We start from the raw sequence: 21387 nt of genomic DNA on the forward strand, positions 1-21387 counted from the left end.
TACAGAATGAAAAGCGGCACTGCGGTGCCGCTTTTTTTGCGCCTGCGGGGTTTTTACGCTGCACTGCAACATTTTTCGTCCGGGAATGCTACGATGACGCTTTGATACCCCTTTCAAAGCCGATCTTGCATTTCAGGAAACTCCACCGCCGTTCCCGCATGCTGGCAAGCCGCTGGCTGACGGGCATGCACGCCTATACCGACAAGCTGGCGCAGCGCCGTCCCCTGTGGATGGTCAGCCTGGCCATCGACGAAACGAATCTGTCCGAAGGCTTGCGGGCCGCCTGCGCCTCGAGCGCCATGCTGCTGCTGGGCCTGCTGTTCGACCATCCCGATTTTTCCTGGGCCGCCATCGGCGCCTTCTGGACCTGCCTGGCCGACGCGGCCGGCACGCGGCGCATGCGTTTCGTGTCGATGGTGGGTTTCGGCCTGCTGTCGACCGTGGCCGGCGGCCTGACGGCGCTGGCGGCCGGCCATGGCGTGGTGACGGCGGCCATCGCCGTGCTGCTGTTTTCCTGGGCCGGCGCGCTGGCGCGCATCTGGGGCGCGGCCACGGCGCAGGTGGCCATCCTGGCGGCCACGGCCTGCGTGGTGATGGTCACGCATCCATTGCAATCGATGACGCAGACGGCGCCTTTCCTGGGGCTGTACATGTTCGGCTGCCTGTTCGCCACCGTGCTCAGTTTTACGGTCTGGCGCATCCACCCGTTCGGCCCGAGCCGGCGCGCCATCCGCGCCGCGTATTCGCGCCTGGCCGGCATCGCGCGCGACAATGCGCGCTTCCTGGAACAGGGCCCCGCATTGCCGGACGCGGCCGCGCATGGCGCCAGCTACCGTTCGCAGGCGCGCGCCGCGCTGGAAGCGGCGCGGGTGGCGCTGGCCGCCGTGCCGCCCGCGCGCGCGGGCCGCAGCGCCCTGTACGACAATCTGCTGCTGGCGCTCAGCGACGCCGAGCGCATCTTCGCCTATCTGATCGCCGTCACGCATACGTGCGAGCGCGAGCAGCACCGGCTGCGCCAGGACCCGCGCGCGCGGCGCAGTCTGGAAGTGATGGCCGTGCTGCTGCGCCGCCTGGGGCAAGCCGTGCAGCGCCAGCCGGAAACGCCACCCCTGGAATTGCAGCGCCGCCTGGCCGGTTGCGGACGGCGCCTGGAAGCGGCGCTGGGCGCCTTGCTGCCCTTGCGCCTGAACGTGGAATTCATGGAGCTGGGCTTGCCGCGCGCGACGCAGCTTCCGTGGCGCGAGGCGGCCTTCCTGGCGCTGGGGCAGGCGTGGCAAACGGCGAAAGTCAACGCCACGCCGCAGTCGCTGAGCTGGCGCCACGCGGCGCGCGTGTCGCTGGCGACGACGGCCGGCTTCCTGCTGGTCGATGCGCTGCATATTCCGTTCGGCTACTGGGCCACCATGGCCACCTTATTGATATTGCAGCCGTCCGTATCGACCACCTGGCCGCGCGGCATCGAACGCGTGGCGGGCAGCGTGCTGGGCGCCGTGCTGGCCGTGCTGATCGGCCTCTTCATCTACACGCCGCTGGGCATCTCGCTGGTGGTGTTTCCCCTGATTGTCGCCACCATGGCCTTGCGCCGCGTCAGCTACAGCCTGCACGTGCTGTTCATGACGCCCGCCTTCGTGCTGGTGGCCGACTATGCGGCGCCGGCCAGCGAGATGGTATATGCGATGAGCCGCCTGGGCAACAACGTGCTCGGCTGCGTGCTGGCCCTGCTGGCCACGTTCTTCCTGTGGCCGGACCGCGAGGCGGACGACCTGGACCAGCGCCTGGCGAAAGCCGTGTCGGCCAACCTGAAATACCTGCTGGCCGTGCTGGCGGCCGGTGGCAAATGGGATAGCGCCATCGCACGCCTGCGCCGCGAGGCGGGGTTGGCCAGCAATAACGCGGAACAGGTCTTGCAGCGCCTGCGCATCGAGCGCCGCCTCGACCGCAGCAGCGGCGTGGGCCTGGCGGCGCTGCGCACCTTGCCGCTGCTGCGCCGCGTGGCGGGCAGCACGGCGCGCATCAGTCTGAGCCCGCAGGCCGAGCCTGCGCCGCCCGAATTGCAACGCTGGATCGCCGAGGTCAGCGGGGAAATCGATGCGCTGCTGCGCGGTGACGCCGATGCCGGCGCGCCTGGTCCCTGCGTTGCCGAGGGCTTGACGGCCCTGCAAGCCGACGCGGTGGCCCAGGTGCAGCTGCTGCGGGGATTATTGCGCGAACACGTGCATGCGCAGCCCGTGAGCCTGCCTGTGCCGGCCTGAATATAGCCGCCGGCCGGCTGCGCCCGCAACCGGCCTCTCCTGCTTGCGGCGCCAATATTGTATAGACGTTTGACGCCTCCCAATCTCTCCAAATTCCACATTCCATGCGCTTTGCCCGTATATTTTCCAAACTGGAAATTTATCGAAATGAAACGTTGACTCTAAAATAAGTGCGGTCTATATTCGTTTTCGTAGCAAGCAAAGATGACATTTCTTACGACTGGTCTGCCGCGATTGCCTGAGGCAATCGCTTACATGGAGAGTAGTAAATGAAAAAGATTGCAGCATTTATTTTCACCCTGGGATTGAGCGCTTCCTATGCCATGGCTTCCGATATCGGCTGCTCTACCTGCGAGGAGGAGCTGCGGGAATGCACGATGCAAAATGGCGACAGATCCCCATTTTGCATCGGCAGTTACAAGGCCTGCCTGAGGGTCTGCGACATCGGCTCCTGATCTCCGTGCATTGCCAGGCGGCGGGCAAGCGCATGCTGCGCCGGCCGCCCTCGATCATCTACGTCTCTGATACCTATGATGCAGAAAAAAATGAAAACCATCGTCATGTATGGCCTGATCCTCGCTGCCGGCCTGGGCAGCGGTTATGGCCTGTCCTTGTTGCCGGGCTTGTTCAAGTCGAATTACACCGAGGGCAATTACGCGGCGTATTTCCCTAACGCCCAGGCGAAAGTGGTCTTGTACGGCACGGACTGGTGCGGCTACTGCGCCAAGACGCGCGCGTACTTCAAGGAAAACAAGATCGAATTCGTCGATCTCGATATCGAGAAATCCCCGGACGCGAAAAAAGCCCACGAAGCGCTCGGCGGCGGCGGCGTGCCTGTTGTGCTGATCGGCAACCGCAAGATCCAGGGTTTTAATGCGGGCGCGCTGGAAGCGGCGCTGAAGAAAATCTGACGTTCCCACTTGTTAACTTGAAAGGCTGACCATGTTCAAAAAGATTGCCGCTTTCCTGTTTGCCGCCGGCACCGCCCTGTCTTTCAGTGTCCAGGCTGGCGGCCCTGACTGCACCTTTGTCTGCGAGCGCAACTTGCTCGATTGCGTGGAATTCGGCCAGCCGGCCTGCATGGAAAATTATCAGGCTTGCCAGAAAGAATGCCTGCGCCCGCCGCATAACTGACGCGCGGAGGCACTTATGGATGACGCGTAAGGGACGGCGCGCCATGGATGTTGCTCATCGTCTCACAATTCAACAGGAGTGCTTATGTTCAAAAAACTGGGTTTCTTTTTGTTTGCCATGGGCGTCAGCGCATCGTATGCGATCGCCGGCGGCGGCGAGCCGGAATGCTATGCGCAGTGTGACGACGATCTGGTGCAGTGCATGACCGACCATCCGACGGCGCCAGGCGCGTGCACCAAGATTCACCGGATGTGCATGAAAAGCTGCGATCCGATCTTGCCATAGATCATGATTGCCGGCTAACCAGTCAGTACGCTGGGCAGGCCGGCTGCGTCACTTCATCCATCCTGCCGTCCCTCATTTCCACAAAGGAGTACTTATGTTCAAAAAGCTGGGTTTCTTTTTGTTCGCCATGGGCGTCAGCGCCTCGTATGCGATGGCCAGCAGTACCGCCGACATTTCGGAATGCCAATCCGAGTGTTATATGGCGCTCGACGCCTGTGTCATGGAGTTCAGTGTGCCTTCATGCGTGCGTGTCAATAAGGCGTGTCTGCAGGCCTGCGGCTAGCAAGCGCCTGTCAGCTTGATGCAACACGGCGATGCCTGTCAAACTGCATCGCCGTTTTTTATTTAGCCCCGCGTGCGGTCATGCCGCCACAGCACGTCGCTGCCGCCGGCAAAGCGGTTGAGCACGCGCGACAGCACGAACAGCAGGTCCGACAATCGGTTCACGTACTGGCGCGGATGTTCGTGCAGGGGCTCCGCATTGGCCAGGGCGACGATGCTGCGCTCGGCGCGGCGGCAGACGGTGCGGCACACGTGCGCGAGCGAGGCGGCGCGTGAGCCGGCCGGGAGGATGAATTCGGAGAGGGCCGGCAAGTCCGCATTGTATTTCGCCAGCAGGTCGTCGAGGCGCAGCACGTGCTCTTCCTTGATCAGCTGGTAGCCGGGGATGCAGATTTCTCCGCCCAGGTCGAACAAATCGTGCTGGATGGCCACCAGTTCGTCGCGCAAGGCGTCGGGCATGGCTTCGCACAGCAGCAAGCCGATGTTGGAATTGAGTTCATCCACGTCGCCCATGGCGTGGATGCGCGCGCTGTCCTTGCTGGTGCGGCTGCCGTCGCCCAGGCCGGTGCTGCCATTGTCGCCCGTGCGCGTGGCGATTTTCGAAAGTCGGTTGCCCATGATGCTGATCCTGTAAAGAAGAATGGGGGCAGCATACGACACTGTGCGCCGCCCGGCGCCGGATTTGCAGGCAAATCGGACAAAAAATGCGGTGCGCGCCACTTTTGTGCTTACAATCGTTGCACGTCCATGCCTCTTGCCATCCATCTTATGCTCAATGCCGCCCCTGAACCCGGATTGACCGCCGCGCGCCAGCAAGCCGTCGTCGCGGCCCTGCTGGCCGTGCTGCCGGCCCGCTGCGTGCTGTCCGACGCTGAAGACACGCGCCCGTATGAATGCGACGGCCTGGCCGCCTACCGCCAGCTGCCGATGGTGGTGACCCTGCCCGACACGGAAGAACAGGTCATCGCCATCCTCGGCGTCTGCCGCGAACTTGGCGTGCCGATCGTGCCGCGCGGCGCCGGCACGGGCTTGTCGGGCGGCGCCTTGCCCATCGCCGACGGCGTGGTGCTGTCGACGGCGCGTTTGAACCGTATCGTGCGCCTCGACGCTTATGCGCGTACGGCCGTGGTGCAGCCGGGCGTGCGCAACCTGGCCATTTCCGAAGCGGCGGCGCCCCACGCGCTGTACTACGCGCCCGACCCGTCCTCGCAGATCGCCTGCAGCATCGGCGGCAACGTGGCGGAAAACTCGGGCGGCGTGCATTGCCTCAAATACGGCCTGACCGTGCACAATGTGCTGCGCGTGCGCGTCGTCACCATCGACGGCGACGTGCTGGAACTGGGCGGCGAATGCCTCGATTCGCCCGGCCTGGACCTGCTGGCCGTCTTCATCGGTTCCGAAGGCATGCTGGGCATCGTCACGGAAGTGACGGTGAAACTGATACCGAAGCCGGCGACGGCGCGGGTCATCATGGCCTCGTTCGGCGACGTCGTCACGGGCGGCAATGCCGTGGCCAACGTGATCGCCGCCGGCATCATCCCGGCCGGCCTGGAAATGATGGACCAGACCTCGTCGCGCATGGTCGAACCGTTCGTCAAGGCCGGCTACGACACCGACGCGGCGGCCATTTTGCTGTGCGAAGCGGACGGCACGCACGAGGAAGTGGAAGAGGAAATCGCCCGCATGACGGCCGTGCTGGAAGGGGCGGGCGCCAGCGCCATTGCCGTCTCGCAGTCGGAAGCGGAGCGCATGAAATTCTGGTCCGGCCGCAAGAACGCGTTTCCCGCCGCGGGACGCATCTCGCCCGACTACTACTGCATGGACGGCACCATCCCGCGCAAGCGCCTGGCGGAAGTGCTGACGGGCATCGCCGCCATGGAAACGACGCATGGCTTGCGCTGCGCCAACGTGTTCCACGCGGGCGACGGCAATCTGCACCCGCTGATCCTGTTCGACGCCAACATGCCCGGCGAATTCGAGCGCGCCGAGGCGTTTGGCGCGGACATCCTGGCCCTGTGCGTGGCCGTGGGCGGCACCATCACGGGCGAACATGGCGTGGGCATGGAAAAGATCAATTCCATGTGCGTGCAATTTACGCGCGCCGAACTTGATGCCTTCTTTGCCGTCAAGCGCGCCTTCGACCCCCACACCTTGCTGAACCCGGACAAGGCGATTCCCACCTTGAACCGCTGCGCCGAATTCGGCAAGATGCATGTGACGGCGGGACGCCTGCCGTTCGCCAACCTGCCCCGTTTTTAATTTTCCGGAGACCCCATTGCAAGCGATAGCGGAACAATTCAGGCAGCAGATTCTGGCGTCCAGCGCGGCGGGCAAGCCCTTGCTCCTGCGCGGCGGCGGCACGAAAGACTGGTATGGCCAGCAGCTCGATGGCGAGGTGCTCGACACGCGCGCGTATGCGGGCATCATCGATTATGAACCGACGGAGCTGGTGATCACGGCCCGCTGCGGCACGCCGCTCGCCGAGATCGAGGCGGCGCTGGCCGCGCGCAACCAGATGCTGGCTTTCGAGCCGCCCCATTTCGGCGCTGGCGCCACGCTGGGTGGCGTCGTCGCCAGCGCCTTGTCCGGGCCGCGCCGGGCCAGCGCGGGCGCCTTGCGTGACTTCGTGCTGGGCGCCGTGCTGATGGATGGCCATGGCGAACGCCTGGCCTTTGGCGGGCAGGTCATGAAAAACGTGGCCGGCTACGATGTCTCGCGCCTGCTGGCGGGGTCCATGGGCACGCTGGGCCTGATCCTGGAAGTGTCGCTGAAGGTGCTGCCCCTGCCGCTGCGCGAAGCGACCTTGCGCGTGGCGTGTGCGGAAATCGCCGCCTTGCGCCTGCTCAATGAATGGGCTGGTCAACCGCTGCCGATATCGGCCAGCTGCTGGCACGATGGCGTCTTGAGCGTACGCCTGTCCGGCGCCGAGGCGGCCGTGTCGGCGGCGTTGCATGCGCTGGGCGGCGAGGTGCTGGCGCCCGATGACGCGGCCGCCTTCTGGATGTCCGTGCGCGAGCAGACGCACGCCTTCTTTGCGGGCGCGGGCAGCTTGTGGCGGCTGTCGCTGCCGCCGCACGCCAGCGCCGTGATCGTCAAGGGGCGCCAGTTGATCGAGTGGGGCGGGGCGCAGCGCTGGCTCAAGCTCGACGCCGACGCCGATGCGGCCGGGGCGCTAGACATCCGCCGGGCAGTGGCCGCGCTTGGCGGCCACGCCACCCTGTTCCGCGGCGGCGACAAGGCCGTGGGCGTATTCCATCCGCTGGCGCCGGCCGTTGAAAAAATCCACCAGCGCCTGCGGCAGGCTTTCGACCCGGCTGGCATCTTCAACCCGCACAGAATGTATTGAGCGCGCATGCAAACCAATCTCGCCGATTTCATCAAGAACACGCCGGCAGGCGACGAAGCCGAAGCCATCCTGCGCGCCTGCGTGCATTGCGGCTTTTGCACGGCCACCTGTCCCACCTACCAGCTGCTGGGCGACGAACTCGATGGCCCGCGCGGGCGCATCTACCTGATCAAGCAGGTCTTGGAAGGCGCGCCCGTCACGGCCAAGACGCAGACGCACCTGGACCGCTGTCTGACCTGCCGCAACTGCGAGTCGACCTGTCCTTCGGGCGTGCAGTACGGGCGCCTGGTCGACATCGGCCGTAACGTCGTCGAGCAGCGCGTACAGCGCCCCTTGCGCGAACGCGCGCTGCGCTTCGCCCTGAAGGAAGCCTTGCCGCGCCGCTGGCTGTTTACGCCCGTGTACAAGGCGGGGCAGGCGCTGCGCCCGCTGCTCTCGAAAAGCTTGCAGGACAAATTGCGGCCAGGCGCCGCAGCCGGTGCATGGCCGGTGCGCCGGCACGCGCGCACCATGTTGCTGCTCGACGGCTGCGTGCAGCCGGCCATGTCGCCGAACATCAATGCGGCCACGGCGCGCGTGCTCGATGCGCTCGGGGTACAGCTGATCGTCGCGCCGAAGGCGGGCTGCTGCGGCGCGCTGCGCCATCACCTGAACGACCAAGACGCGGCGCTGGACGACATGCGCCGCAATATCGACGCCTGGTGGCCCTATGTCAACGGCATGGACAGCGCCGAAGCCATCGTCATGACGGCGTCCGGCTGCGGCGCCACGGTGAAGGAATACGGCCATCTGCTGGCGCACGATGCGCAGTATGCGCAGAAGGCGCGGCGCATCGCTGAACTGACGCGCGATCTGTCCGAGATCATGCCGGCCTTTGAAAACGAGCTGGCGGCGCTGCTGAAGGGGCGCATAGTGAAAAAGGTGGCGTACCACCCGCCGTGCACCCTGCAGCACGGCCAGCAGATCCGCGGCAAGGTGGAGCAGGTGCTGCGCGCCGTCGGCGTCGACGTGCGCCTGTGCGCGGACAGCCATTTATGCTGCGGTTCGGCCGGCACGTATTCGATCCTGCAGCCGGAACTGTCGCAGCAGCTGCGCGACAACAAGGTGGCGAACCTGGAAGCGTGCGAGCCGGAGATGATCGTGTCGGCCAATATCGGCTGCCTGAGCCATTTGCAGTCCGGCACGCAGACGCCCGTGCGGCACTGGATCGAGCTGATTGATTCGGCCTTGACGCCTAAATAGGTATTTCGCTGTACTGCGCGATGCGCCATTGCGGGGCGGGGATGAACGTGTTCGCCCACTCCAGCACGGCGTCGGCCGGCATGGGGCGGGCGATGCCGTAGCCTTGCGCCAGGTCGCAGCCGAGCTGGATCAGGCGCGCGCCATGCTCGACGCTTTCCACGCCTTCGGCGATCACCGTCAAGCTGAAGGAACGGGCCAGGCCGATGACGGCGCGCACCAGGTGCAGGTCGTCGCGGTCGTTGAGCATATTGCGCACGAAGCTCTGGTCGATCTTGACGATATTGGCCGGCAGGCGTTTCAGGTAGGACATCGACGAATAGCCGGTGCCGAAATCGTCGAGCGCGAACGTGATGCCCAGCGCCTGGCAGGCGCGGATGATGCGGCGCACGTCCTCGATGTCGTGCAGGGCCGACGATTCGAGGATTTCCAGTTCCAGCATGCTGGCGCGCACGCCGGGAAATTCGCCGAGGATGGTTTCCAGGCGCGAGACGAAGTCCGGTTGCTGGAAGTGGCGCGCCGCGATGTTCACGCTGACCACCCAGTGCTTGCCGGTCGCGCTCCAGCGCTGCATCTGCCACAGGGCTTGGCGCAGCACCCATTCGCCGATATCGATGATCAAATCCGTCTGTTCCACCAGCGGCAGGAATTGCGCCGGCGCCAGCACGCCGCGGCGTGGATGCTGCCAGCGCAGCAGCGCTTCCATGCCCACCACCGTGCCGGCGCGCATATTCACCTTGGGCTGGTAGTACAACCGCAGTTCGCCGTTGATCAGGGCGTGGCGCACTTCCGTGCGCTGGTTGTGGTGGGTGCGTACTTCCTCGTCGAGGTTGGTGTCGAAGAAGTGGTACTGGTTGCGCCCCGTCAATTTCGCCTGGTAGACGGCGTGGTCGGCGTGGCGCAGCAGGCTTTCCGTATTCAGGTCCTTGCCCGCGTAGACGGCGATGCCGGCGCTGGCCGTCATGTGCAGCGCCTGCTGGTCGCACTGGTAGGGACGGCTCAGCTCAGTCATCAGTTGCGTGACGTTCTGTTCGATGCTGGCGATGCTGGCCTGGCCGCACAGCAGCATGACGAATTCATCGCCGCCCAGGCGCGCCGCATAGTGGACCTGGCCCGTAAAGCCGTGCAGGCGGCCCGCTACCTGCTTGAGGATTTCATCGCCAGCCTCGGCGCCGTAGCGGTCGTTGATGGCCTGAAAGTGATCGAGGTCGAACAGGCAGACGGCCAGCAGGCGCTGGCGTTCGCGCGCCAGGAACAGTTCCTGTTCGAAGCGGGCGGCCAGCGCGGCACGGTTGGGCAGGCCCGTCAGCACATCATTGTAGTTTTGCCAGGACAGCTTTTGCAGCGCCTGTTGCATGTGCACGGTTTCATTCAGCTGTTCGCCCAGCTGGCGCTGGCTGGTCTTGAGTGAGGTCAACAGTTCTTCGATATCGCCGGCCATGCCGTTGAACGACTGCGACACGGCTTGCGCCTCGGGCGTGGCGCCCGCTGCCAGGCGCACGGCGAAGTTGCCTTCGCGGAAGCGGTCGGTCGCCTGCACGAAGCGCGCCAGCAGCTTGCGGTGCGTGGCCAGGATCAAGCCCAGCAGCAGGAAGACGAGCACGATATTGATGCTGCTGAGGATGGCTTGGTCGCGTACCCGGTGCCACACTTGCGCCAGGGGCAGGCCGGGCGTGTAGTGCAGGTTCAGGGTGCCGTCGCCGCCGTCCGGCAGCGCCACCGTCAGGCGGCTGCGGATGGCATTGATACCCGCCAGGCGCGCGAACCACGCCGGCACCGTGGCCAGCGTGTCGGCAAGCTTGCTGTCGGCCAGCACCTCGACATGCCCGCCAGCCGTGTCCCAGCGGGCAGAAACGAGGCTGCGGTTCAGCGGCAGGGCGCTGCGCAGTACCTGGCGCACGCTGTCGTGCATCGCGTGACTGTCCGCGTGCACGGCCAGCGGCAGCACGCTATTGGCGAGGAACAGGTCGAGTTGCCGCGCATCGCTCTGGTAGCGCGCATTGGCCAGCGCCGTTTCCGTGCCGAGCAGGGCGTGATAGCGAACGGCGGAAACGGCGAGTATCAGGAAGAAAATAGGAAGAAAGAGGCGGGAATAAATTCCCATCCGCATCCATGAAGATAATATTTTCCCAAAGACTGGCATCGTTTTTTGATCGATATCTGCGAATAATTATGCAAACATTATCACTGAAATTTGCTATTGGAAACACAATATTGATATCAAGCATGAAATAAACACGGATTCATTGATTTGAGCAATTATTGTTTTTAATCAAACCGTCGAATGGCTATTCCTGTAGCAATTGCCGAATGTCGTCCGCCAGGCTGGCCGGTTTGCTGGCCGTCGCGTAGCGGCGAAATACGCTGCCATCCTTGCGCACCAAAAACTTGGTGAAATTCCATTTGATCGACTGCGTGCCCAATATGCCGGGCGCCGCCTGTTTTAATTGCGCAAAGACAGGGTGCGTATGCGGGCCATTCACATCGATCTTGGCAAACAGGGGAAAGGTGACGCCGAAGTTCTTTTCGCAAAAGGCTTTGATTTCCCCATTCGAGCCCGGTTCCTGCTGGCGGAATTGATTGCAGGGAAAGCCCAGCACGACCAGGCCCTGCTCGTGGAATTCGCGGTACAGCGCTTCGAGCCCCTGGTATTGCGGCGTGAAGCCGCAGGCGCTGGCCGTGTTGACGATCAGCAGTACCTTGCCCTTGTAGCGGGCCAGGTCGATCGGCGTGCCGTCCAGCGCCTCGGCCTGGAAATCGTGGATGCTGGTCATGTCAGAGGAGTCCCAGTTTGGTGGCGCCCGTTTGCGGGGCGGGTTCCGGCGCCGTGGCGCCCTTGAGTTTGATCGCCAGGCGCAGGTCGTTGACGGAGTCCGCATTGCGCAGCGCGTCTTCGTAGCTGATGGCGCCCGCTTCGTGCAGGTCGAACAGGGCCTGGTCGAACGTCTGCATGCCATGCTCGCGCGATTTTTTCATCAATTCCTTGATCTCGTGCACCTGACCCTTGAAGATCAGGTCGCTCATCAGCGGCGAATTGAGCAGGATTTCCAGCGCCGCCTTGCGCCCGCCGCCTTCCTTGTTGGGGATCAAACGCTGCGAAATCATGCCCTTCAAATTCAGCGACAGATCCATCAGCAGTTGCTGGCGACGCTCTTCCGGGAAGAAATTGATGATGCGGTCCAGCGCCTGGTTGGCGTTGTTTGCGTGCAGAGTCGCCAGGCACAGGTGGCCCGTCTCGGCAAACGCGATGGCGTGGTCCATCGTGTCGCGGTCGCGTATTTCGCCGATCTGGATCACGTCGGGCGCTTGCCGCAAGGTGTTTTTCAGGGCCGTGGCCCAGTCGTCCGTATCGACGCCCACCTCGCGCTGGGTGACGATGCAGTTGCCGTGCGGATGGATGAATTCCACGGGGTCTTCGATGGTGATGATGTGGCCATGGCTGTGTGCGTTGCGGTGGCCCACCATGGCGGCCAGGGTGGTCGACTTGCCGCAGCCCGTGGCGCCCACCATGATGACGAGGCCCCGCTTGCTCATCACGATGTCTTGCAGGATGGCGGGCAGGCCCAGGCCATCCAGGGTGGGGATGGCGGTATTGATCAATCGCAAGACCATGCCTGCCTGGCCCATCTGCACGAAGGCGGACACGCGGAAACGCCCGAGGCCGTCCGGGCTGATGGCGAAATTGGCTTCGCGGCTCGATGCGAACTCGGCCGCCTGGCGTTCGTTCATGACGGCGCGCACGTAGCCGGCCGCCTGCTGCGCGGCCAGCGCGCCGCCCGCCAGCGGCGTCAGCTTGCCGTCGAGCTTGATGGCGGGCGGAAAGCCGGCCGTGATGAACAGGTCGGAGCCGCCCCGTGCGCGCATCTGCGCCAGCAGCGCGTGCATGGCGCCATAGTGTTCGTGCGTCGTCTGCATGGCTTATCCGGGGAAGTTTTCGGGCGACTTGGCGGCCGAGCGGGCAGTTTCCGCCGAGATCGTGCCGCGCCGCACCAGGTCGGACAGGCACTGGTCCAGCGTCTGCATGCCCACGTTGCTGCCCGTCTGGATGGCCGAATACATTTGCGCCACTTTCGCTTCGCGGATCAGGTTGCGCACGGCCGGCGTGGCCAGCATGATTTCATGCGCGGCCACGCGCCCAGCGCCGTCCTTGGTTTTGAGCAAGTTCTGCGAAATGACGGCTTGCAAGGACTCGGACAGCATGGCGCGCACCATTTCCTTTTCCTCGGCGGGGAAGACGTCGATGATGCGGTCGATCGATTTTGCCGCCGACGAGGTATGCAGGGTGCCGAACACGAGGTGGCCCGTTTCGGCCGCCGTCAGCGCCAGGCGGATGGTTTCCAGGTCGCGCAATTCGCCCACCAGAATGACGTCCGGGTCTTCGCGCAGGGCCGAGCGCAGCGCATTGCTGAACGAATGCGTGTGCGAGCCTACCTCGCGCTGGTTGATCAGGCATTTCTTCGGCTCATGTACGAATTCGATCGGGTCTTCGATGGTCAGAATATGGTGATTCAGCCGTTCGTTGACGTGGTTCACCATGGCCGCCAGGGTGGTCGACTTGCCCGAACCCGTCGGACCCGTCACCAGCACGAGGCCCCGCGGGCGCATGGCCAGTTCGCCGAAGATGCGCGGCGCGTTCAGGTCTTCCAGGGTCAGCACTTTCGACGGAATCGTGCGCAGCACGGCCGAGGCGCCGCGTTCCTGGTTGTAGGCGTTGACGCGGAAGCGGGCCAGGCCGGGAATTTCGAACGAGAAATCGCACTCGAGCGCCTCTTCATACGCCTTGCGCTGGCTGTCGTTCATGATGTCGTAGATCATGCTGTGCACTTCCTTGTGCTCGAGCGGCGCCACGTTGAGGCGGCGCACGTCGCCATGGACCCGTATCATCGGCGGCAGGCCGGAAGACAGGTGCAGGTCGGAAGCCTTGTTGCTGACGGAGAAAGCGAGAAGTTCGGAGATGTCCATTTATAATCCCTGTGCCTGCATTGATGGGCTGGCGCACTGTGCCGCCGCCCCTATACACTAGAAAATGATTATGTCCACAATCGAACAGAACTTGCAAGCCGTGCGCGACAGTATTGCGCAGGCGGCCGTGGAGGCGCAGCGCGCGCCTGCCGACGTGACCCTGCTGGCCGTGTCAAAAACCTTCGGCGCGGACGCCGTGCTGGACGCCATGCGCGCGGGCCAGATGGCGTTTGGCGAAAACTATCTGCAGGAAGCGCTCGACAAGATCGCCTTTGTGAAGGAGGCCGCGCCGCAGCACGTCCCGGCATGGCATTTCATCGGCCCCATCCAGAGCAACAAGACGCGCCCCATCGCCGAGCACTTCGACTGGGTGCATACGGTGGAACGGGAAAAGATCGCCGCGCGCCTGTCCGAGCAGCGCCCTGCCGGCTTGCCTGACCTGAATATCTGTCTGCAAGTTAATATCAGCGGCGAAGCCAGCAAGAGCGGCGTGACGCCGGCTGACTTGCCGGCGCTGGCGCATGCCGTGGCGCTGCTGCCCCGCCTGCGTTTGCGCGGCCTGATGGCAATTCCCGAGCCGGAAACGGATGTCACGCTTCAGCGCGCTGCCTTTGCGCAACTGCGCGCGCTGTACGAACAATTGCAGGCGGACGGGCTGGCGCTCGACACCCTGTCGATGGGCATGTCGGCCGACTTGCGCGCCGCCGTGCTCGAGGGCGCCACCATCGTGCGCGTGGGCAGCGCCATCTTCGGTTCCCGCAACTATTCCTGATGAAGAGAGAACAAGCATGACGACAGAATTGAATATCGCATTTGTAGGCGGCGGCAACATGGCCGCGGCCCTGATCGCCGGCCTGGCGGGCAAGCTGACCCTGGGCGCCAACATCCACGTGATCGACCCGCACGCGCCGGCGCTGGAAAAACTGCAGGCGCAGTTCGGCGTCACCACGGCAACGTCCGCCAGTGACGCGTTGCGCGGCGTGGACGTGATCGTGCTGGCCGTGAAACCGCAAAGCATGCGCGACGTGGCGGCGCAGCTGCTGCCTTTCCTCGACGGGGAAAGCGCGCCATTGGTCCTGTCGATCGCGGCCGGCATCCGCGCCGCCGACCTGTCGCGCTGGCTCGGCGGTTATGGCGCCATCGTGCGCTGCATGCCGAACACGCCGGCCCTGATCGGCATGGGCATCACGGGCATGGTGGCCAGCAGCGGCGTGAGCGACGAACAGAAAAAGACGGCCGACGCCATCCTGCGCGCCGTCGGCCAGACCGTCTGGCTCGACGATGAAGCGAAGATCGATCCCGTGACGGCCGTGTCCGGCAGCGGTCCCGCCTATGTGTTTTACTTTATCGAAGCGATGCAGCAGGCAGCGGCCGAACTGGGCCTGACGCCCGAGCAGGGCACGCAGCTGGCCATTGCCACGTTTACGGGCGCGGCGCAGCTGGCGGCGAATTCCAGCGAGCCCGTGTCGCTGTTGCGCGAGCGCGTCACGTCGAAGGGCGGCACGACCTACGCGGCCTTGACCAGCATGGAAGAGAGCGGCGTGAAGGCGGCCATCGTCAAGGGCATCAAGGCGGCCGCGCAGCGCGGGCGCGAGATGGGGGACGAGCTGGGCAAATAAGTGAGCAGGTAATTACATGACCTTGACGGCGCGGCCGATGTAGAGCACCGGCCCCGTCGGCCTGCCCGTGGGCGAACCCGTCGCCGGCTCCAAGGTGATTTCAAACAATTGCTCGGGCTGCAGCGGCGGCAGCTTATCCAGGGTCAACTTGAGGCTTTGCCCCGGCTTGACGAGGCCCAGCGAGACGGGCGCGCCCCAGTCCTTGCCCTTGGTCCAGAATTGCAGGGCTTTCTGCTGCGGCACGCTAGTCGGCCCCAGCGGGATCAGGCTCAGGTCGCGGTTCTTGCCGCCGCGTCCGCCCGCCTGCACGATCCAGCCCGGCGATTTATCTTGCGGCGCCACCAGCACCACCAGGTAGCCGGGTCCGGCTGGCGCCTGCAGCTGCACGCTCACCAGCACGGCCAGCGCGGCCGTGGTCAGCAAGCCGCCGCCGGCCAGCACTCTCCAGAAGGCCAGGCTGTTCCACCACGCCAGCCAGCCGCCCGCCTGCTGCACGGTTTTCGGCGTGAACAGGCTGGCGCTGATGCGCGGCCACAGTTGCGCCGAGGGCGTTTCGGGCGTCGCCAAAGTCGTCAAGGGCAGCAGACGCCGTTCCCAGTCGGCCACGGCGTCGCGCAAGGCGGCGTCAAGCGGCAAACGCTGCTCCACTGCCGCGCGTTCGGTCAGGTCCAGGGTGCCCAGCACGTATTCGCCGGCCAGCCTTTGCCATTCCTCGTCGCTGTTGATCATCCCATGCACTCCCGCAAGGCGGCCAGGCCCCGCTTGACCCAGGCCTTGACGGTCCCCAGCGGCGCTTGCAGGCGCTGCGCGATCTCGCTATGGGAACAGCCATCGACGTAGGCGTACAGGATGCTGTTGCGCTTGGGTTCGTCCAGGTGGCCCAGGCAGTCGTGCAGCTTGCCCATGTTCGCCTGCAGGGCGTAGGCGTCCAAGGTGGCGTCGGCATCGTTGCCTTCGCGTTCATGCAGCAGGGTTTCCACGGTATCCTCGTCGGCCGATACTTCATGGGCGCGGGCGCGCGCCACGTTCAGCGCCTGGTGCCGCACCACCACATAGATCCAGCCCTTGCCGCTGCCGCGCGTGGCGTCGAAGCTGCCGGCGCGGCGCCAGATGTTCAGGAAGGCATCGTGCAGCACATCTTCGGCCAGCGCCCGCTGGCGCACGATGCGCAGGGCCACGCCCAGCAGGTAGCGTGCTTCCTGCTGGTACAGGCCATGCAATGCCTGCTGCTCGCCCCTGGCGCAGGCGCGCAGGGCGGCATCGTAATCGTAAGGGGCGGCGTGGGCTGGCAAGGTCGGCGCAATCGTTGAGTGAACGGTTAGCAAGTTTTCAAGGCCGAGTATAGGTCACAAACCCGCTTGCCAACCGTCGCTTGAAAGGATTTATGCCGATTTCCAGAAGATGTAGTCGGCCTGGTAGGGCACCCATTGTTTGGTGCCGACGGACTCCATGCCGCAGGGGCTGCTTGGCGCCACGCCGCCGCGGGTGGCCACGCGCTGGATGTAGCTGACGCCCTGCATGGCGCCGCTGCCCGTGGCCGGATTGGCTTTCACCAGCTGATACGGAATATTGCCCGCGCCGGCCGGTGCCACGGCCACTTGCGTCGCCGTCACTTTCGAGCCGTCCAGGTTGGCCCAGGTGGCGGGCGGTCCCACATACGTGCCCACTTGCATGCCGCTGCGGTCGTTCAGGGCCGCGTCCGGTCCCACGAAGACCCATTCATGCCCCGTCATGTCTTTCTTCGCCCGGCATTCGTAGGCGATCTTGCCCACGCCCACCGTCTGCATGGCGACCTGATGGCCATCGGGCACCTTGACGGCGTTCGGCAATTGTTCCTGCGAGTAGCGTGCGCTCATCGGTGCGCAGGCAGCCACGAGCAGGGCGGCGCACAGGACGGTGAGCGAGGGGGCGGTATGGCGTGGGGCGGTGGTGGCATGCATGGCAAGCTCCTGGTAGTTGGCTCAACCGGCTGGTTGATACCATTACTACGCAGGGGCCGGCCATTTGGATGCAGCCAGGCAAAAATATTTTATGGCGGCGTGTCTTTCTTGCTGAAGCGCTGCGCCAGCGCCAGCACGACGGGCATGGCGGTGGTGGCGTGCTTGAGCAGCGCGCCGCTGGCCCGCAGCAGCGGCAGGAAGCGGCGCGGGCGCACCAGCAGCAAGCCCAGCACGGCGCCGCCCACCATCAGGGGAATTTTAAAACGCGTGGCCAGGGTGTGGCGCAGATTGCCGCCCGTTAAAGGTTCCAGCAATTGGCGTGTCTGCACGCCCAGGGCCAGGCGCTGCAGCGCGCATTCGGCCAGCAGCGCGTCGCACCGCTGCGCCAGGCTGGCGGCCGTATGCACGTGCGACAGTTTGGTGGGATGCGTGGTCATGGCCGCTCCGATCCCCGGCGGGCCAGCAGTTGCAGCTCGTCCAGGTCTTTGTTCAGTTCGGAAAGCGTGAAGGACAGCAGTTTCGGCTTGCTGCGGAAACTGGCGCGCACGCCCAGCAGGGTGGCGACGGCGGCGACGATGAAGACGGCGGCCGTGATGGCGATGGCGGCGATGCGGTGCGTATCCCAGAACAGCACGATGACGAGGAATACGATCAAGACGAGGCCGACGAACAGGCACAGCAGCGCCAGCATGGCCAGCGCCAGATAGGACAGGAAGCGCAGCGACTCTTCTTCCATTTCCACGGCCGCCAGGGCCAGACGGGTCTGGACGATGGCGGCGAGGGTCGCTGCGACTTGGGCGACATGGTGCATGATAGCCATATGCTGCCTTTCGCGTCAGGGGAGGCGGCCTGCGCCGCCGGTACTCCTACTACTAAGTAACCCCCAATAAATTATTGTGATTTCTGACTTCCATAACCGGCGCTCTGCGGCGTTGCTCACTGCTAGCAGTGCTCGCACTGCGTCGCAGCGAGCGCCTTGCATAGCATCCGGTTCTGTTTGTCATAAATTCACACTAATTTCCCGAGGATTACTTAGCGGCGTGACGAGGAAAGCAGCAGGCCGAACAGAACGCCCACGACGGCGCCCGCGCCCACGGCTTTCCATGGATTGTCCTGCACGTATTCGTCGGTGGCCTTGGCCGCCTTCTTGGTACGTTCGAGCAAGTCTTCTTCCAGCTTGATCAAATCTTTCTTGGCCGTTTCCAGGGTGGCGATGAACTTGTCCTTGACGGCTTTGACATTCTCGCCAGTCTGATCCTTGGCGCCATCGAGCCAGCCTTCCGCTTCGTTGATGACGGTTTTCAGGTCGCCGACCAGTTTGTCGCGGGCCTTGTCGGCGTCGGCGAGGATGCTGTCGCTGCTGGATTTGCCGGTATGTATCGAGTTCATGTATTACCTCATGGAAGTGAAACTGCACAGTGAAATACCAGTGTAGGCAGCTGCGGCCAGGCCTGTCTTGCGCCGCCTCAAGGGCTGCCGCGGCACAAGGATCATTGATTAACGGAAAGCAAAGTCCAGTACCACGCCCGCAAAGACCGCTGCTCCTAGCCAGTTATTATGCCGGAATGCCGCAAAACACGGCATACGCTCGCGTGCGCGGATCAGGGTGTAGTGATAAACGGCGCAGCCGGCCGCCACCAGCAAGCCCGCGACGAACCAGTAACGCAAGCCCAGATACCAGCCGCATGCCAGCCACAGCAGCAGGAAAACGGCATAGCAGAACATGACGATGGCCACGTCGTAGCGGCCGAAGGTGATGGCCGAGGTCTTGATGCCAATTTTCAAGTCGTCGTCGCGGTCGACCATCGCATATTCCGTATCGTAGGCCACGGCCCAGAAGACATTCCCCAGCAGCAGCAGCCAGGCGACGACGGGCACGGAATCCGTGATGGCGGCAAAGCCCATGGGAATGCCGAAGCCGAAGGCGATGCCCAGATACGCTTGCGGAATCGCGAAGAAGCGCTTGAAGTAGGGATAGGTGCCGGCGATGATGACGGCCGCCACGGACAGTTGCTTGGTCAGCGCATTCAGGGGCAGGATCAGGCAAAAGGCCAGCACGGTCAGCACGCCGGCCACGGCCAGCGCTTCCTTGCCGCTGATGCGTCCGCTGGTGATGGGACGGTCCGCCGTGCGCTTGACGAATTTGTCGATATCCTGGTCGGCGTAGTCGTTGATGGCGCAGCCTGCCGAGCGCATCAGGAAAGTGCCAAGAGTGAAGATGAGCAGCAGCCGCCAGTCCGGCACGCCTTGCTGCGCCAGCCACAGCGCGCACAGGGTAGGCCACAGCAGCAATACGGTACCGATAGGCTTGTCCAGCCGTATCAGGCGGAAATACAGCGCCAGCTTGTTCATGAAAGACTCGATCTTGTTGAAGAGAAAGGTCGATTATCGCAAATAGTATGTCAATGTACTATTCGTCGTCTTCGCACAAGGGAGTGATGCCAGGCAAGTTGCAGCTGGCGATGGCCGCGCACAGGGCGTCGATGGCCGCCTTGCGCGTAAAACTCTTGCGCCACAGCATCACTACCCGGCGCGATGGCACGGGGGCGGCGAAGGGCCGGTATTCGAGCATGCCGTCGGTGGCGTGCATATTGGCGACCGAGGCGCGCGGCAAGACCGTCAGGCCGATGCCGCTGGCCACCATGTGGCGGATGGTTTCCAGAGAGGAACCTTCGAACGTGCGCTGCATGCCGTTGCCGGGCGAGGAAAAGCGCGCCATTTCGGGGCACACTTCCAGCACCTGGTCGCGGAAACAGTGGCCATTGCCCAGCAACAGCATGGTTTCCGATTTCAAATCCTGTGCGGCGATTTTTTCACGCGCCGTCCACGGATGCTGGCGCGGCATGGCCACGACGAACGGTTCGTCATACAGTTCCTGGATGGCCATGCCGTGATCGGGCAGGGGCAGCGCCATGATGGCCACGTCCAGTTCGCCCTGGCGCAGCAATTCGAGCAGGCGAACCGTGAAGTTTTCCTGCAAAATCAAAGGCATCTGCGGCACCTGGTCTATCATGGCCTTGACCAGCGGCGGCAGCAGGTAGGGGCCGATCGTATAGATCACGCCCAGGCGCAGGGGGCCGGCCAGCGGGTCCTTGTTCTGCTTGGCGAGTTCCTTGATGGCGGCCGTCTGTTCCAGCACGCGCTCGGCTTGCGCGATGATCTGCGCGCCCAGGGGCGTGACGGAGATTTCCGCGCCGCCCCGTTCGAACAGGACCACGCCCAATTCGTCTTCGAGTTTCTTGATGGCCACTGACAGGGTGGGTTGGGCAACGAAACAGGCTTCGGCGGCGTGGCCGAAGTGCTTCGCTCGCGCGACTGCAACGATATATTTCAGTTCAGTCAGTGTCATAGGTTGATTGAAACACAGGAAGTACTTACTTGCAATGAATGAAAGGTGGCGCAAACGTGAAACTGTGGCGCCGATGGCGTATTGTAGCGGATCGCCCCCTATAATGCGGGAGCGGGCGGCGGAAGGAGGGGGCGATGGAATTGCGGATGCAGGCGCTGGAAGCGGCGATCAATTACTGGCGTGCCCGGCAACCGGCGCGCGGCAATGAATATGCGCTGTCGCTGCCCGTCAGCCGCCTGGCCGGCGTGTATGCGCTGATGATTTATTACCGGCAAGATCGCATCGCCGAAGAGGGCCTGGATCCTGCCGTTCTCGCCTTGATCGATGCCTGGCGCCGCCATGCCGCTGGCATCCAAGGCGATAGCCACGCCTGAGTGTGACCGTATTTAACCCAACAAGAGATATCCATGCCTGAATTTGAAAACAAACTGTGCGGCCGTGACGAACTGCGCGCCCGCGCCGCGGCCCTGCCGAAACCGGTGGTAGTGACGAACGGCGTGTTCGACATTTTGCACCGCGGCCACGTGACGTATTTGGCGCAAGCGCGCGCGCTGGGCGCTTCGCTGATCGTTGCCGTGAATACTGATGCTTCGGTGAAACGCCTGGGCAAGGGCGACGACCGTCCCCTGAACAGCTGCGAAGACCGCATGGCCGTGCTGGCCGCGCTGGAAGCGGTGAGCCTGGTCGTGCCGTTCTCGGAAGACAGCGCCCTGGAAGTGGTGCAGGAGATCGAACCGGAAATCTATGCCAAGGGCGGCGACTACGACATGGCGGCCATCCCCGAAGGGCGCGCCGTGCTGGCGTATGGCGGCCAGGCCGTGGCCATCGATTTCGCGCACGACCGCTCGACCACCAAGCTGTTGACGAAAGTGCGGACGCAGCAGGGCTGAGGACCGCCGTCAATGTTTCCATACAGATAAAAAGACGTTACTATGAGAACTGCCAGGGCTGCGACTTCGTTTCGACAGCCCCAGCACGT

The 21387-nt window shown here is 63.9% G+C and carries 26 protein-coding genes; 13 read left to right on the forward strand and 13 right to left on the reverse strand.

What is annotated here, in order from left to right; genetic code table 11:
• Positions 1-158 precede the first annotated feature (158 nt).
• The 6 genes from JAB4_RS05565 to JAB4_RS05590 all read left to right on the forward strand — a co-directional run bounded on the left by JAB4_RS05565 (position 159) and on the right by JAB4_RS05590 (position 3954).
• Positions 159-2252, forward strand: a complete 2094-nt coding sequence (locus tag JAB4_RS05565; protein ID WP_070222624.1) for an FUSC family protein — start codon at positions 159-161, stop codon at positions 2250-2252.
• Positions 2253-2521: 269 nt separating this feature from the next.
• Entirely contained in the window at positions 2522-2707 is a 186-nt protein-coding gene (locus JAB4_RS05570) for a hypothetical protein (protein WP_070222622.1), read from the forward strand.
• A 90-nt stretch (positions 2708-2797) separates the two neighbouring features.
• Complete coding sequence (locus JAB4_RS05575; protein ID WP_227742099.1) at positions 2798-3163, forward strand: glutaredoxin family protein; 366 nt, start codon at positions 2798-2800, stop codon at positions 3161-3163.
• 31 nt (positions 3164-3194) lie between these two features.
• Positions 3195-3386 carry a hypothetical protein gene (locus JAB4_RS05580; RefSeq protein ID WP_070222618.1) on the forward strand — a complete coding sequence of 64 codons (192 nt, stop codon included), beginning with the start codon at positions 3195-3197 and terminating at the stop codon, positions 3384-3386.
• Between the two features lie 84 nt (positions 3387-3470).
• Positions 3471-3671: a hypothetical protein gene (locus tag JAB4_RS05585; RefSeq protein ID WP_070222616.1), complete on the forward strand. Its 201-nt coding sequence runs from the start codon at positions 3471-3473 to the stop codon at positions 3669-3671.
• 94 nt (positions 3672-3765) lie between these two features.
• Complete coding sequence (locus JAB4_RS05590) at positions 3766-3954, forward strand: hypothetical protein (RefSeq protein ID WP_070222614.1); 189 nt, start codon at positions 3766-3768, stop codon at positions 3952-3954.
• Positions 3955-4016: 62 nt separating this feature from the next.
• On the opposite strand, the gene JAB4_RS05595 is transcribed toward JAB4_RS05590, so the two are convergent.
• Positions 4017-4571 (reverse strand): cob(I)yrinic acid a,c-diamide adenosyltransferase, encoded by a 555-nt coding sequence (locus JAB4_RS05595; RefSeq protein ID WP_070222612.1) that lies wholly within the window; start codon positions 4569-4571, stop codon positions 4017-4019.
• Positions 4572-4721: 150 nt separating this feature from the next.
• Here JAB4_RS05595 and JAB4_RS05600 point away from each other — a divergent pair, with 150 nt between their 5' ends.
• Genes JAB4_RS05600 through glcF form a run of 3 tightly spaced genes read left to right on the forward strand, consistent with a single transcriptional unit; the run spans position 4722 to position 8541 of the window.
• Complete coding sequence (locus JAB4_RS05600; protein WP_070222610.1) at positions 4722-6212, forward strand: FAD-linked oxidase C-terminal domain-containing protein; 1491 nt, start codon at positions 4722-4724, stop codon at positions 6210-6212.
• Between the two features lie 16 nt (positions 6213-6228).
• Positions 6229-7299 (forward strand): glycolate oxidase subunit GlcE, encoded by a 1071-nt coding sequence (gene glcE, locus JAB4_RS05605; protein WP_070222608.1) that lies wholly within the window; start codon positions 6229-6231, stop codon positions 7297-7299.
• A gap of 6 nt (positions 7300-7305) precedes the next feature.
• Positions 7306-8541, forward strand: coding sequence for a glycolate oxidase subunit GlcF (glcF, locus tag JAB4_RS05610; RefSeq protein WP_070222607.1), 1236 nt, complete (start codon positions 7306-7308; stop codon positions 8539-8541).
• On the opposite strand, the gene JAB4_RS05615 is transcribed toward glcF, so the two are convergent.
• The 4 genes from JAB4_RS05615 to JAB4_RS05630 form a co-directional block, all read right to left on the reverse strand.
• Positions 8534-10642, reverse strand: coding sequence for an EAL domain-containing protein (locus tag JAB4_RS05615; protein ID WP_070222604.1), 2109 nt, complete (start codon positions 10640-10642; stop codon positions 8534-8536). The genes glcF and JAB4_RS05615 overlap by 8 nt on opposite strands.
• 184 nt (positions 10643-10826) lie before the next feature.
• Positions 10827-11312 (reverse strand): glutathione peroxidase, encoded by a 486-nt coding sequence (locus JAB4_RS05620; RefSeq protein ID WP_070222603.1) that lies wholly within the window; start codon positions 11310-11312, stop codon positions 10827-10829.
• 1 nt (position 11313) lies between these two features.
• On the reverse strand, positions 11314-12453 hold the full coding sequence (locus tag JAB4_RS05625) for a PilT/PilU family type 4a pilus ATPase (RefSeq protein WP_175444773.1): 1140 nt from the start codon (positions 12451-12453) through the stop codon (positions 11314-11316).
• A gap of 3 nt (positions 12454-12456) precedes the next feature.
• Positions 12457-13500 carry a type IV pilus twitching motility protein PilT gene (locus JAB4_RS05630; RefSeq protein WP_070222601.1) on the reverse strand — a complete coding sequence of 348 codons (1044 nt, stop codon included), beginning with the start codon at positions 13498-13500 and terminating at the stop codon, positions 12457-12459.
• A gap of 70 nt (positions 13501-13570) precedes the next feature.
• On the opposite strand from JAB4_RS05630, the gene JAB4_RS05635 reads away from it, so the two are divergent.
• On the forward strand, positions 13571-14272 hold the full coding sequence (locus tag JAB4_RS05635) for a YggS family pyridoxal phosphate-dependent enzyme (protein WP_070222600.1): 702 nt from the start codon (positions 13571-13573) through the stop codon (positions 14270-14272).
• A 16-nt stretch (positions 14273-14288) separates the two neighbouring features.
• Positions 14289-15119, forward strand: coding sequence for a pyrroline-5-carboxylate reductase (gene proC / locus JAB4_RS05640; protein ID WP_070222597.1), 831 nt, complete (start codon positions 14289-14291; stop codon positions 15117-15119).
• 12 nt (positions 15120-15131) lie between these two features.
• Here the strand turns inward: proC and JAB4_RS05645 are convergent, their stop codons facing one another.
• From JAB4_RS05645 to JAB4_RS05680, 8 genes are all read right to left on the reverse strand, one after another.
• Positions 15132-15848, reverse strand: a complete 717-nt coding sequence (locus tag JAB4_RS05645) for an anti-sigma factor (RefSeq protein WP_070222596.1) — start codon at positions 15846-15848, stop codon at positions 15132-15134.
• Positions 15845-16444: a sigma-70 family RNA polymerase sigma factor gene (locus JAB4_RS05650; protein ID WP_227742100.1), complete on the reverse strand. Its 600-nt coding sequence runs from the start codon at positions 16442-16444 to the stop codon at positions 15845-15847. The genes JAB4_RS05645 and JAB4_RS05650 overlap by 4 nt, the downstream gene beginning before the upstream one ends.
• Before the next feature lie 57 nt (positions 16445-16501).
• Positions 16502-17059: a DUF3455 domain-containing protein gene (locus JAB4_RS05655; RefSeq protein WP_070222591.1), complete on the reverse strand. Its 558-nt coding sequence runs from the start codon at positions 17057-17059 to the stop codon at positions 16502-16504.
• Between the two features lie 89 nt (positions 17060-17148).
• Positions 17149-17496: a hypothetical protein gene (locus JAB4_RS05660; RefSeq protein WP_070222589.1), complete on the reverse strand. Its 348-nt coding sequence runs from the start codon at positions 17494-17496 to the stop codon at positions 17149-17151.
• Positions 17493-17870, reverse strand: a complete 378-nt coding sequence (locus JAB4_RS05665) for a phage holin family protein (protein ID WP_083287244.1) — start codon at positions 17868-17870, stop codon at positions 17493-17495. The genes JAB4_RS05660 and JAB4_RS05665 overlap by 4 nt, the downstream gene beginning before the upstream one ends.
• A 221-nt stretch (positions 17871-18091) precedes the next feature.
• Complete coding sequence (locus JAB4_RS05670) at positions 18092-18448, reverse strand: DUF883 family protein (protein ID WP_070222586.1); 357 nt, start codon at positions 18446-18448, stop codon at positions 18092-18094.
• A 108-nt stretch (positions 18449-18556) separates the two neighbouring features.
• Positions 18557-19411, reverse strand: a complete 855-nt coding sequence (gene ubiA, locus JAB4_RS05675) for a 4-hydroxybenzoate octaprenyltransferase (RefSeq protein WP_070222581.1) — start codon at positions 19409-19411, stop codon at positions 18557-18559.
• A 58-nt stretch (positions 19412-19469) separates the two neighbouring features.
• Positions 19470-20408 (reverse strand): hydrogen peroxide-inducible genes activator, encoded by a 939-nt coding sequence (locus tag JAB4_RS05680; RefSeq protein WP_070222580.1) that lies wholly within the window; start codon positions 20406-20408, stop codon positions 19470-19472.
• A 134-nt stretch (positions 20409-20542) separates the two neighbouring features.
• Here JAB4_RS05680 and JAB4_RS05685 point away from each other — a divergent pair, with 134 nt between their 5' ends.
• Together JAB4_RS05685 and rfaE2 are read left to right on the forward strand one after the other, a co-directional pair.
• Positions 20543-20782 carry a DUF3717 domain-containing protein gene (locus tag JAB4_RS05685; protein ID WP_070222578.1) on the forward strand — a complete coding sequence of 80 codons (240 nt, stop codon included), beginning with the start codon at positions 20543-20545 and terminating at the stop codon, positions 20780-20782.
• Between the two features lie 33 nt (positions 20783-20815).
• Positions 20816-21298 carry a D-glycero-beta-D-manno-heptose 1-phosphate adenylyltransferase gene (rfaE2, locus tag JAB4_RS05690; protein WP_070222576.1) on the forward strand — a complete coding sequence of 161 codons (483 nt, stop codon included), beginning with the start codon at positions 20816-20818 and terminating at the stop codon, positions 21296-21298.
• Positions 21299-21387 lie beyond the last annotated feature (89 nt).

Origin of the sequence: Janthinobacterium sp. HH102 (assembly GCF_001758625.2) — a bacterium.
GTDB lineage: Bacteria > Pseudomonadota > Gammaproteobacteria > Burkholderiales > Burkholderiaceae_D > Janthinobacterium.